This is a genomic window from Pseudoxanthomonas sp. LH2527, assembly GCF_022539275.1.
Classification (GTDB): Bacteria; Pseudomonadota; Gammaproteobacteria; order Xanthomonadales; family Xanthomonadaceae; genus Pseudoxanthomonas_A.
On the sequence record NZ_JAKZBW010000014.1, the window covers coordinates 58,148 to 70,692 of the forward strand.

Annotated in this window: 11 protein-coding genes; all 11 read left to right on the forward strand. The window is 65.5% G+C overall.

Annotation, left to right across the window (positions count from 1 at the left end; all coding sequences use genetic code 11):
* Positions 1 to 19: 19 nt before the first annotated feature.
* From MMG85_RS09530 to MMG85_RS09580, 11 genes are read left to right on the forward strand one after another with little or no spacing between them, the layout of a single operon-like run.
* A complete protein-coding gene (locus MMG85_RS09530) occupies positions 20 to 745 on the forward strand; it encodes an NADH-quinone oxidoreductase subunit C (protein ID WP_241045832.1) in 726 nt (241 codons plus the stop codon).
* Entirely contained in the window at positions 742 to 2,046 is a 1,305-nt protein-coding gene (locus MMG85_RS09535; RefSeq protein WP_241045833.1) for an NADH-quinone oxidoreductase subunit D, read from the forward strand. Before MMG85_RS09530 ends, MMG85_RS09535 begins: the two co-directional genes overlap by 4 nt.
* Positions 2,043 to 2,570 carry an NADH-quinone oxidoreductase subunit NuoE gene (gene nuoE, locus MMG85_RS09540; protein WP_192269026.1) on the forward strand — a complete coding sequence of 176 codons (528 nt, stop codon included), beginning with the start codon at positions 2,043 to 2,045 and terminating at the stop codon, positions 2,568 to 2,570. Before MMG85_RS09535 ends, nuoE begins: the two co-directional genes overlap by 4 nt.
* Positions 2,571 to 2,574: 4 nt before the next feature.
* Positions 2,575 to 3,942: an NADH-quinone oxidoreductase subunit NuoF gene (nuoF, locus tag MMG85_RS09545; RefSeq protein WP_241045834.1), complete on the forward strand. Its 1,368-nt coding sequence runs from the start codon at positions 2,575 to 2,577 to the stop codon at positions 3,940 to 3,942.
* Positions 3,939 to 6,173, forward strand: a complete 2,235-nt coding sequence (gene nuoG / locus MMG85_RS09550; RefSeq protein WP_241045835.1) for an NADH-quinone oxidoreductase subunit NuoG — start codon at positions 3,939 to 3,941, stop codon at positions 6,171 to 6,173. Before nuoF ends, nuoG begins: the two co-directional genes overlap by 4 nt.
* Positions 6,170 to 7,261, forward strand: coding sequence for an NADH-quinone oxidoreductase subunit NuoH (nuoH, locus tag MMG85_RS09555; RefSeq protein WP_241045836.1), 1,092 nt, complete (start codon positions 6,170 to 6,172; stop codon positions 7,259 to 7,261). The genes nuoG and nuoH overlap by 4 nt, the downstream gene beginning before the upstream one ends.
* A complete protein-coding gene (gene nuoI / locus MMG85_RS09560; RefSeq protein ID WP_055943845.1) occupies positions 7,262 to 7,750 on the forward strand; it encodes an NADH-quinone oxidoreductase subunit NuoI in 489 nt (162 codons plus the stop codon).
* Between the two features lie 10 nt (positions 7,751 to 7,760).
* Positions 7,761 to 8,414 (forward strand): NADH-quinone oxidoreductase subunit J, encoded by a 654-nt coding sequence (locus MMG85_RS09565; protein ID WP_241045837.1) that lies wholly within the window; start codon positions 7,761 to 7,763, stop codon positions 8,412 to 8,414.
* Complete coding sequence (nuoK, locus tag MMG85_RS09570; RefSeq protein WP_055943851.1) at positions 8,411 to 8,716, forward strand: NADH-quinone oxidoreductase subunit NuoK; 306 nt, start codon at positions 8,411 to 8,413, stop codon at positions 8,714 to 8,716. Before MMG85_RS09565 ends, nuoK begins: the two co-directional genes overlap by 4 nt.
* Before the next feature lie 16 nt (positions 8,717 to 8,732).
* Positions 8,733 to 10,973, forward strand: a complete 2,241-nt coding sequence (nuoL, locus tag MMG85_RS09575; protein WP_241045838.1) for an NADH-quinone oxidoreductase subunit L — start codon at positions 8,733 to 8,735, stop codon at positions 10,971 to 10,973.
* A gap of 58 nt (positions 10,974 to 11,031) precedes the next feature.
* Positions 11,032 to 12,543, forward strand: coding sequence for an NADH-quinone oxidoreductase subunit M (locus MMG85_RS09580; RefSeq protein ID WP_055943854.1), 1,512 nt, complete (start codon positions 11,032 to 11,034; stop codon positions 12,541 to 12,543).
* The last annotated feature ends 2 nt before the right edge of the window (positions 12,544 to 12,545 follow it).

Sequence of the window (12,545 nt, forward strand, 5' to 3'; positions counted from 1 at the left end):
TCAGAGCACGCCACGCCCCATGGCAGAGCAAGCTGCAAACTTCACCGACCAGCTGCGCGCCCGCTTCGCGGACGCCACGGTCAGCGTGGCCGAGCCGCGCGGCGAAATCACCCTGGAAGTGCCTTCGGCGTCCTGGCATGCGGTCTGCCTGGCGCTGCGCGACGAGTTCGGCTTCGAGCAGGCCGTCGATGTCAGCGGCGTGGACTACCTGGGCTATGGCAGCGCCGAGTGGGATACCGCCGACGTGTCGTCCGGCGGCTTCAGTCGTGGCGTCGAGGGCTTCGGTCCCGGTCGCTTCAACTGGGAGCAGCGTCCGCGCGACGCAGCCCGCCCGAACCGTTTTGCGGTGGTGCTGCACCTGTTGTCCTACCAGTACAACCGCCGCGTGCGTGTGCGCTGCTTCGCGCCGGATGACGGCCTGCCGGTGGTGGCGTCGCTGTGCGACGTGTGGCCGGGCCTGAACTGGTTCGAGCGCGAGGCGTTCGACCTGTACGGCATCATTTTCGAAGGCCATCCGGACCTGCGCCGCATCCTGACCGACTACGGGTTCGTCGGCCATCCGTTCCGCAAGGACTTCCCGCTGATCGGCAACGTCGAAGTCCGCTACGACGAAGAGAAGAAGCGCGTGGTGTACGAGCCGGTCACCTCGGTCGAGCCGCGCGTCGGCGTGCCGCGCGTGATCCGCGACGACGCGCGCTACCAGACCGCTGCAGGCGAAGCCGCTGCACGCGAGGGCAAGGCATGAGCAATCCGCAATCCGGCGTCGCGTTCGCCAGCAATCCTGCCGAGGGCAAGCAGGAAATCAGGAATTACACGCTGAACTTCGGTCCCCAGCATCCGGCCGCGCACGGCGTGCTGCGCCTGATCCTGGAGATGGACGGCGAGACCATCGTCCGCGCCGATCCGCACGTGGGTCTGCTGCACCGTGGCACCGAGAAGCTGGCCGAGTCCAAGCCGTTCAACCAGTCGATCGGCTACATGGACCGCCTCGACTACGTGTCGATGATGTGCAACGAGCACGCCTACGTGCGCGCCATCGAGACCCTGATGGGCATCGAGGCGCCGGAGCGTGCGCAGTACATCCGCACGATGTTCGACGAGATCACCCGCATCCTGAACCACCTGATGTGGGTCGGCTCCAACGCGCTCGATCTCGGCGCCATGGCGGTCATGCTGTATGCCTTCCGCGAGCGCGAAGAGCTGATGGACTGCTACGAGGCGGTCAGCGGTGCGCGCATGCACGCGACCTACTACCGTCCGGGCGGCGTCTACCGCGACCTGCCGGACCGCATGCCGAAGTACAAGGAATCGCCCTGGCGCAAGGGCAAGGCGCTGAAGCAGTTCAACCAGGCGCGCGAAGGCTCGCTGCTGGACTTCCTGGAAGACTTCACCAACGAATTCCCCAAGCGCGTCGACGAGTACGAGACGCTGCTGACCGACAACCGCATCTGGAAGCAGCGTACCGTCGGCATCGGCGTGGTCTCGCCCGAACAGGCGCGCGCGCTGGGCATGACCGGCGCGATGCTGCGTGGTTCGGGCATCGCCTGGGACCTGCGCAAGAAGCAGCCGTACGCCAAGTACGACGTCGTCGATTTCGACATCCCCGTTGGCGTCAACGGGGACTGCTACGACCGTTACCTGGTCCGCATGGCCGAGATGCGCCAGTCCAACCGCATCATCCAGCAGTGCGTGAAGTGGCTGAAGGCCAACCCCGGCCCGGTCATGGTGCAGAACTTCAAGGTCGCGCCGCCCTCCCGCGAGGAGATGAAGGACGACATGGAAGCGCTGATCCATCACTTCAAGCTGTTCAGCGAAGGCTACTGCGTGCCGGCCGGCGAGACCTACGCCGCGGTCGAAGCGCCGAAGGGCGAGTTCGGCTGCTACCTGGTGTCCGACGGCGCCAACAAGCCCTTCCGCGTGAAGCTGCGCGCACCCGGTTTCGCGCACCTGTCCTCAATGGACGAGATCGTGCGCGGCCACATGCTCCCCGACGTCGTCGCGATGATCGGTACTTATGACCTTGTCTTTGGTGAGGTGGACCGATGAGGGCCACGGGTAATTTCGAAGCGGCGCAGAACGTCGATCCGCTGGTGGCGTTGAGCGACAAGACGCGCGCGCACATCGATCATTGGCTGACCAAGTTCCCGCCGGACCGCAAGCGCTCGGCGGTGCTGCAGGGCCTGCACGCCGCGCAGGAGCAGAACGAAGGCTGGCTGACCGACGAGCTGATCGCCGCGGTCGCCAAGTACCTCGACCTGCCGCCGGTGTGGGCCTACGAGGTCGCCAGCTTCTATTCGATGTTCGAGACCGAGAAGGTCGGCCGCAACAACGTCGCCTTTTGCACCAACATCAGCTGCTGGCTCAATGGCGCGCAGGACCTGGTGGCGCACGCGGAGAAGAAGCTGGGCTGCAAGCTGGGCGAATCCACCGCCGACGGCCGCGTGTACCTGAAGCGCGAGGAAGAGTGCGTGGCCGCGTGCTGCGGCGCGCCGGTGGTCGTGATCAACGGCCACTACCACGAGAAGCTGACGCCGGCGAAGGTCGACGAGCTGCTGGACGGGCTGGAGTAAGCGCATGGCAGGCCATTCACACTACTCAGAGGGCTACGGCCCGGTCGGCCCCGCTCCCAAGGAGCACCAGGCCGTCTACACCACGCTGCACTTCGACAAGCCGTGGTCGTACGAGAACTATCTCAAAACCGGCGGCTACGCCGCGCTGCGCAGGATCATCGAAGAGAAGATCCCGCCGGCCGACGTCGTCGAGATGGTCAAGCAGTCCGGCCTGCGCGGCCGTGGCGGTGCGGGCTTCCCGACCGGCCTGAAGTGGAGCTTCATGCCCAAGGGCGACATGCAGAAGTACATCCTCTGCAATTCGGACGAATCCGAGCCGGGTACCGCCAAGGACCGTGACATCCTGCGCTACAACCCGCATGCGGTGATCGAGGGCATGGCGATCGCCTGCTACGCCACCGGTTCCACCGTGGGCTACAACTACCTGCGCGGCGAGTTCCACCACGAGCCGTTCGAGCACCTGGAAGAAGCCACCGCCGAGGCCTACAGGCACGGCTGGCTGGGCAAGAACATCCTCGGCTCCGGCATCGACATCGACCTGTACAACGCGCTGGGCGCGGGCGCCTACATCTGCGGCGAAGAGACCGCGCTGATGGAGTCGCTGGAAGGCAAGAAGGGCCAGCCGCGGTTCAAGCCGCCGTTCCCGGCCAACTTCGGCCTGTACGGCAAGCCGACCACGATCAACAACACCGAGACCTACGCCTCGGTGCCGGCGATCCTGCGCAACGGCGCCGAGTGGTTCATGAACCTGGGCAAGCCCAACAACGGCGGCTGCAAGATCTTCTCGGTCTCCGGCCACGTCGCGCGTCCGGGCAACCACGAGATCCGTCTGGGCACGCCGTTCGCCGAGTTGCTGGAACTGTGCGGCGGCATGCGCGAAGGCCGCACGATCAAGGGCGTCATCCCGGGTGGTTCCTCGATGCCGGTCCTGCCGGGCGAGGTGATGATGGGACTGACGATGGATTACGACGCCATCCAGAAGGCCGGTTCCGGCCTGGGCTCGGGCGCCGTCATCGTGATGGACGACACCACCTGCATGGTGCGTGCCTGCCAGCGCATCGCGCGCTTCTACTACAAGGAAAGCTGCGGCCAGTGCACGCCTTGCCGCGAAGGCACCGGCTGGATGTACCGCATGCTCACCCGCATCGCCGAGCAGAAGGCCACGCTGGACGACCTGCACATGCTGAAGGCCGCCGCCGGCCAGATCGAGGGGCACACCATCTGCGCCTTCGGCGAAGCCGCCGCGTGGCCGGTGCAGGGGTTCCTGCGCCACTACTGGAACGAATTCGAGTACGCGATCGTCAACAAGCGCTTCCTGGTCGACGACCAGCGCGCCGGCACGGTCATTGAAAGCAGCAAGGTGGCCGCATGAGTGCGCAGCCCGTCAATCCCGGCCTGCCGCCGGACCACGTCACCGTCTTCATCGACGGCGTGGAACTCGCGGCACCGAAAGGTTCGATGATCATCCAGGCCGCCGACAAGGCGGGCATCCCGATTCCGCGCTTCTGCTACCACGAGAAGCTGCCGATCGCCGCCAACTGCCGCATGTGCCTGGTGGAAGTGGAAAAGATGCCGAAGCCGGCACCGGCCTGCGCCACGCCGGTGATGGACGGCATGAAGATCGCCACGCGCAGCGACAAGGCGTTGAAGTCGCAGCGCAACGTGATGGAATTCCTGCTGATCAACCATCCGCTGGACTGCCCGATCTGCGATCAGGGCGGCGAGTGCGAACTGCAGGACCTGTCGCTGGGCTATGGCCGTTCGGTCAGCCGCTTTCAGGAACGCAAGCGCGTGGTACCGGACGAGGACATCGGCCCTCTGGTCGCCACCGAGATGACCCGTTGCATCCAGTGCACGCGCTGCGTGCGCTTCACCGCGGACGTCGCCGGCACCTACGAGCTGGGTGGCATGTACCGCGGCGAGAACCTGCAGATCGGCACCTACGACGGTAAGCCGCTGACCACCGAAATCTCCGGCAACGTCATCGACGTCTGCCCGGTGGGCGCGCTGACCAACAAGGTGTTCCAGTTCCGCGCCCGTCCGTGGGAACTGATCGCGCGCGAATCCGTCGGCTTCCATGACGCGATGGGCTCCAACGTGTTCTACCACTCGCGCCGTGGCCAGGTGCTGCGCACCGTGCCGCGCGAGAACGAGGCGGTCAACGAGTGCTGGCTGTCCGACCGCGACCGTTATTCGCACCAGGGCCTCTACGCCGACGACCGTGCGGTGAAGCCGCTGCAGAAGATCGGCGGCGAGTGGCGCGAAGTGTCGTGGGCCGACGGCCTGGCGGCCGCGGCCGAGATCCTGCGCGCCAACCGAGGCGACAGCCTGGGCGTGCTGGTGCATCCGGCGGTGTCGAACGAGGAGGGCGGCCTGCTGGCCAAGCTCGCCGACGGCCTGGGCAGCGGCAACCTGGACCACCGCATCAACAACCGCGACTTCTCCGATGGCGCGGTCGCCGAGCCGTTCGCGCTGCCGCTGGCGGAGATCGAGCAGGCCGATGTCATCGTGCTGTTCGGCACCAACATCCGCCACGAACTGCCGCTGCTGCACCAGCGTATCCGCAAGGCGGTCCGCAAGGGCGCCAAGGTGCACGTGGTCAATCCGGTCGATTTCGATTTCGCCTTCAGCATCGCCGGCAAGCACATCGTGGCGCCGTCGAAGCTGGGCGCCGCGTTGAACGACGCCGCGCTGCGCGAGGTCGCCAAGACGGCCAACCGTGCCGTCGTGATCGTCGGCGGCATCGTCGAGAACCATCCGCAGGCTGCGTCGCTGCGTGCCGCCGCAGCGGACTACGTGTCCGCGACCGGCGCGTCGCTGTGCCGTATCCCTCAGGGTGCCAACGCGGTGGGCCTGGCGCGCCAGGGCGTACTGCCGACCGACCGCGACGTGGCTGGCATGTTCGCCACGCCGCGCAACGCCTACGTCATCTACGGCATCGAGCCGGGCCTGGATTTCGCCGATACGCCGGCCGCAACGAAGGCGCTGGTATCGGCCAAGGTCGTGGCGTTCAGCCACTTCGCCTGCAAGTCCACGCGCGATGTGGCCGACGTGATCCTGCCGATCGGCCTGCTGCCCGAGATCGATGCCACGCTCACCAACCTCGATGGCAAGGAGCAGCGCACGCAGGCCGCCGGCAAATTGCCGGGCGAGGCGCGCGAAGGCTGGAAGGTGCTGCGCGCCCTGGGGGGCGAGCTGCAGCTGGCCGGTTTCGAGTTCACCGATATCGCGGGTGTCCGCGATGCCGTCGCCGGTGCAAGGACGGTGGCTGTCGCGACATCCGACGCGCCGGCCAGTAAGGGCGAGGGTCTGGAACTGGCCGTCACCGCCGCGATCTACCGCACCGACGGCACCGTCCGTCGTGCCGAGGCATTGCAGGCGCATCCGCTGAACGTGGGTGATCGCATCGTGCTGAATCCTGCGGATGCGCAGGCTGCCGGTGTCGCCGAAGGCCAGATCGCCAAGGTCGGCAACGGCCTGGGCACCGCCGCATTGCCGGTGGTGGTGGACGCGCGCGTCGCCGCGGGCGCCGCCTGGATCGAGAGCGGCTACGGCGCCACGGCACCGCTGGGCGCAGGACGTGTCACGGTGGTGAGCGCATGAACGAATTGCTGATCAACGCGGTCGGTCCGCTGCGCGAGTGGTTCTTCGGGCTGGGCGACATCGGCATGGTGCTGTGGATCGTGCTGAAGATCCTGGCGATCGCCATGCCGGTGATCATCTCGGTGGCGTTCTACGTGGTGTGGGAGCGCAAGCTGATCGGCTGGATGCACGTACGCCACGGGCCGATGTACGTGGGCATGGGCATCTTCCAGGCCTTCGCCGACGTCTTCAAGCTGCTGTTCAAGGAAATCATCCAGCCCAGCAGCGCGCAGAAGACCATGTACATCCTGGCGCCGCTGATCACGCTGGCGCCGGCCTTCGCCGCGTGGGCGGTGGTGCCGTTCGACTATCAGCTGGTGCTGTCGAATGCCAATGCTGGCCTGCTGTACCTGCTGGCGATGACCTCGCTGGGCGTGTACGGCATCATCATCGCCGGCTGGGCGTCGAACTCGAAGTACGCCTTCCTCGGCGCGATGCGTTCCGCCGCGCAGGTCGTCAGCTACGAGATCGCGATGGGCTTCGCGCTGGTCGGCGTGCTGATCGCTGCCGGCAGCCTCAACCTGACCGACATCGTGATGGCGCAGGCGGGCAACGCGGGCTTCTTCGAGTGGTTCTGGCTGCCGCTGTTCCCGTTGTTCATCGTCTACTGGGTGTCCGGCGTCGCCGAGACCAACCGCTCGCCGTTCGACGTGGTGGAAGGCGAGTCCGAAATCGTCGCCGGCCACATGGTGGAGTACTCGGGTGCGGCGTTCGCGCTGTTCTTCCTGGCCGAATACGCCAACATGATCCTGGTCAGCTTCCTGGTGTCGCTGTTCTTCCTGGGCGGCTGGCTCAGCCCGCTGCAGGGCTGGATCACTGCCGACGTGTCGCCCTGGATCAACTGGATCTGGACCGGCGGCTGGCCGTGGCTGCTGCTGAAGGTGCTGTTCTTCGCCAGCGCCTACATCTGGTTCCGCGCCAGCTTTCCGCGCTACCGCTACGACCAGATCATGCGGCTGGGCTGGAAGGTGTTCATTCCGCTGACCATCGCGTGGATCGCGGTGACGGCGTTGCTGGTGTTCTTCGGCGTGTTCGAGAAGGGTGTGTAAATGAACAAGGTTGTGCACTACTTCAAGAGCCTGATGCTGCTGGAACTGATGCAGGGCCTGTGGCTGACGCTGAAGTACACCTTCAAGCCGAAGTACACGCTGATGTACCCGATGGAGAAGTTTCCGCAGTCGCCGCGCTTCCGCGGCCTGCATGCGCTGCGCCGCTATCCGAACGGCGAGGAGCGCTGCATCGCCTGCAAGCTGTGCGAGGCGGTGTGCCCGGCGCTCGCCATTACCATCGATTCGGCCCCGCGCGAGGACGGCACCCGCCGCACCACCCGCTACGACATCGACCTGTTCAAGTGCATCTACTGCGGCTTCTGCGAAGAGAGCTGCCCGGTGGACTCGATCGTGGAAACGCACGTGCTGGAGTACCACTTCGACAAGCGTGGCCAGAACATCGTCACCAAGCCGCAGCTGCTGGCGATCGGAGACCGGCTGGAAGCCGAGATCGCCGAGCGCCGCGCCGCCGACGCCGCCTTCCGCTGAGGTCCGAAGAATGGATTGGGTCCTGATCAGTTTCTACGCCTTCGCCACCGTCGCGGTCGTCGCTGCCGGCGCGGTGATCAGCGTGCGCAACCCGGTGCATGCCGTGCTGTGCCTCATCCTGACGTTCTTCTCGGTAGCCTGCATCTGGCTGCTGGTGGGCGCGGAATTCCTGGGCGTGGCCCTGATCCTCGTCTACGTGGGCGCGGTGATGGTGCTGTTCCTGTTCGTGGTGATGATGCTGGACATCGACGTCGCCGCCCTGCGCGAGGGCTGGGTGAAGTTCCTGCCCGTCGGGCTGCTGGTGGCGGTGGTGATGCTGGCGCAGATGCTGGTGCTGATCGGCATCAAGGCGAAGATGGCGGTGCCGTTCGCGGACAACGCCGCGTCGGCCGCCGCCGAGGTGTCCAACACGGCCTGGCTGGCGCGCACGCTGTTCACCGAATTCCTGCTGCCGTTCGAGTTCGCCGCGATCATCCTGACGGTGGCCGTGGTGGCCGCCGTGATGCTGACGCTGCGCAAGCGCACCGGCATCAAGACGCAGGACCCGGGCGAGCAGTCGCGGGTCAAGGCGAGCGACCGCCTCCGCATGGTGTCGATGCCGGCCGAGAAGCCGGTGCGCGAAACCCCGGCCAGTGCGCCGGTGGACGGGGAGGGCAAGGCATGATTTCCGTAGGCCACCTGCTGGCGCTCGGCGCCGTGCTGTTCTGCATCAGCCTGGCGGGCATCTTCCTCAACCGGAAGAACGTCATCGTGCTGCTGATGTCGATCGAACTGATGCTGCTGTCGGTGAACATCAACTTCGTCGCGTTCTCGCGCGAACTCGGCGACCCGGCCGGCCAGATCTTCGTCTTCTTCATCCTGACCGTGGCCGCTGCCGAGGCCGCCATCGGCCTGGCGATCCTGGTCACCCTGTTCCGCACCCGGCGCACGATCAACGTGGCCGAAGTCGACACGCTCAAAGGCTGATGCACCGATGACCGGTATGGAAGTCCTCCTCTCCAAGAACGTGCTGCTGGCCATCGTGCTGGCGCCGCTGCTGGGCAGCATCATCGCCGGCCTGTTCGGGCGCTTCGTCGGCCGTGCGGGCGCCCACACCGCGACCATCCTGGGCGTGGCGGTCAGCTGCGCGCTGTCGTGCTGGGTGCTGTACCAGCTGGTGGCGCTGGGCGCGTCGCCGTTCAACGAGAACCTGTACACGTTCTTCGAGGTCGGCAACATCAGCGGCCACGTCGGCTTCATGATCGACAAGCTGACCGCGATGATGATGGTGGTGGTGACCTTCGTGTCGCTGCTGGTGCACCTGTACACCATCGGCTACATGCACGAGGACCCGGGCTACCAGCGTTTCTTCAGCTACATCTCGCTGTTCACCTTCAGCATGCTGATGCTGGTGATGAGCAACAACTTCCTGCAGCTGTTCTTCGGCTGGGAAGCGGTGGGCCTGGTGTCGTACCTGCTGATCGGCTTCTGGTTCAAGCGGCCGACGGCGATCTTCGCCAACATGAAGGCGTTTCTGGTCAACCGCGTGGGCGACTTCGGCTTCCTGCTCGGCATCGGCTGCGTGCTGCTGATGTTCGGCACGCTGGACTACGCCACCGTCTTCGCCAACGCCTCGCTGCTGGCCGGCAAGGCCATCCCGGTGTGGTCGGGTGCGGTCACCCTGCTCGGCAACACCTTCCAGGTGTTCGACGAGCCGGTGATCTGGTCGATGGCCACGCTGACCTGCATCTGCCTGTTCATCGGTGCGATGGGCAAGTCGGCGCAGGTGCCGCTTCACGTATGGCTGCCGGATTCGATGGAAGGCCCCACGCCGATCTCGGCGCTGATCCACGCGGCCACGATGGTGACCGCGGGCATCTTCATGGTGGCGCGCATGTCGCCGCTGTTCGAGCTGTCGCAGACGGCGCTGGACTTCGTGCTGTTCATCGGCGCGACCACCGCGCTGTTCACCGGCCTGATCGGCATCGTGCAGAACGACATCAAGCGCGTGGTCGCGTACTCCACGCTGTCGCAGCTGGGCTACATGACCGTGGCGCTGGGCGTGTCCGCGTACTCGGCGGCGGTGTTCCACCTGATGACGCACGCGTTCTTCAAGGCGCTGCTGTTCCTGGCGGCCGGCAGCGTGATCATCGGCATGCACCACGAGCAGGACATGCGGAAGATGGGCGGCCTGCGCAAGTACATGCCCATCACCTGGATCACCAGCCTGATCGGCACGCTGGCGCTGGTAGGCACGCCGTTCTTCTCGGGTTTCTACTCGAAGGACATCATCATCGAGGCGGCGCACCACCATCAGGAAGTCGCGCGTGAAGCCGCGCATGGTGCAGCCGAGATGGGGATGATGGCCGCGCAGCAGGGCGTCTCCAGCGATCCGAGCGCCTGGGTTGCCACCTACGGTTACTGGGCGGTGCTGCTGGGCGTGTTCATCACCAGTTTCTACAGCTTCCGTCTGCTGTATTTGACCTTCCATGGCAAGGAGCGCTTCCGTGACGCGCACGCCGACCATGGTCATGGCCATGACGCGCACCACGATGCGGCGCATGACGACCATTCGCACGACGACCACGGTCACCATGGCGCCCATGAGCCGCACGAATCGCCCTGGGTGGTGACGGTGCCGCTGGTGCTGCTGGCGATCCCGTCGATCTTCATCGGCATGTTCACCGCGGGACCGATGCTGTTCGGGACCCACTGGAATGATGCGGAAGTCCTGGTGACGCCGTTCTTCCAGGGGGCGATCGACTTCATCCGGAACGATCCCACGCAAGCGGTGTCGGCACGCGACACAGTGATGGCATTGAAGGAACACTGGACGGGTGCCATCAAGTTCGCACTGCACAGCTGGGAAACCAAGGCACTTTGGTTCGCAGTTTCCGGCTTCGTACTGTCGACGCTTCTCTATCTGGTGTTCCCGGACGTCCCCGGCAAGATCCGCCACAGCAAGGTCGGCGCCTTCCTGACCAACATCCTGGACAAGAAGTACTGGGCCGATCACCTGTGGATCAACGGGTTTGCCGGCGGCGGCGTGAAGCTGGGCAAGGCCTCGCGCGCCTTCGACACGCACGTGATCGACGGCGCCGCGGTGAACGGCACGGCGAAGCTGGTCGATCTGGGCTCGCAACTGCTGCGCAAGACCCAGTCCGGCTACCTGTACCACTACGCGTTCGCGATGATCGTCGGCCTGATCCTGCTGCTGGGCGTCGTCATCAGGTTTTGGCAGTAACGACCCGGCGCCGCCCCGTGCGGAGCGTCCTGGCGAAGAACTCAACGGATAACACAACGTGTCGAACTGGCCCCTGCTTAGTGTTCTGATCTGGCTGCCCATCCTGGGCGGTGCGCTGGTGCTCGCCGTGGGCAATGCCCGGGCGGGTGCCGCCCGCTGGCTGGGTCTGGCGGTCGCGGTACTGACCTTCGTCTTCAGCATCGGCCTGCTGACAGGCTTCGACTACGCGAATCCGGGCCTGCAGTTCGTCGAGACGCGTGCGTGGATCCCGACCTTCGACATCCACTACAACCTCGGCGCCGACGGCATCGCGGTGGCGCTGCTGCTGCTCAACACGCTGATCACCGTGCTGACGCTGGCAGGCGCATGGGGTTCGGTGAACAAGCGCGTGGCCCAGTACGTGGCTGCGTTCCTGATCCTGGAAGGCCTGACCAACGGCATCTTCGCCGCCAGCGACGCGGTGCTGTTCTACGTGTTCTTCGAGGCGATGCTGATCCCGATGTTCCTGATCATCGGTGTCTGGGGCGGTCCGCGCCGCATCTACGCCTCGCTGAAGTTCTTCCTGTACACGTTCCTGGGCTCGGTGCTGATGCTGGTCGGCCTGGTGTACCTGTACATCAAGGGCGGCAGCTTCCAGCTGGCCGACCTGTACGCGATGCCGTTGAACGCGAAAGAGCAGACCTGGCTGTTCTTCGCCTTCCTGATCGCGTTCGCGGTCAAGATCCCGATGTTCCCGGTGCACACGTGGTTGCCGGACGCGCACGTGGAGGCGCCGACCGCCGGTTCGGTGATCCTGGCGGCTATCGCGCTGAAGATCGGCGGCTATGGCCTGCTGCGCTTCAGCCTGCCGATCGTGCCGGACGCCGGCCATGAGTGGGCGATGTTCGTCATCGTGCTGTCGCTGATCGCCGTGGTCTACGTGGGCCTGGTGGCGCTGGTGCAGGACGACATGAAGAAGCTGATCGCCTATTCGTCGGTCTCGCACATGGGTTTCGTCACCCTCGGCATCTTTATCGCCTTCAGCCTGGTGCGCGACTACGGCAACCTGGATGGCGCGCGCCTGGGCCTGCAGGGCGCGATGGTGCAGATGATCAGCCACGGCTTCATCTCCGGCGCCATGTTCACCTGCGTCGGCGTGCTGTACGACCGCATGCACACCCGCATGATCAAGGACTACGGCGGCGTCATCAACACGATGCCGTGGTTCGGCGCCTTCTTCATCCTGTTCGGCATGGCCAACTCCGGCCTGCCGGGCACCAGCGGTTTCGTCGGCGAGTTCATGGTCATTCTGGCCAGCTTCCAGCAGCACCCGCTGATCGCCTTCTTCGCCGCCACCACGCTGGTGATCGGCGCGGCCTACACGCTGTGGCTGGTCAAGCGGGTGATCCTGGGTGACGTAGCCAATGCGCATGTCGCGGAGCTGCAGGACGTGTCCCTGCGCGAGGCGCTGGTGCTCGGCGGTTTTGCGGTCTGCGTGCTGGCACTGGGCGTGTATCCCAAGCCGCTGACGGACCTGATGGAGCCGTCGATCGCGCAACTGGCGATGCAGCTCGCCAACAGCAAGCTGTAAGG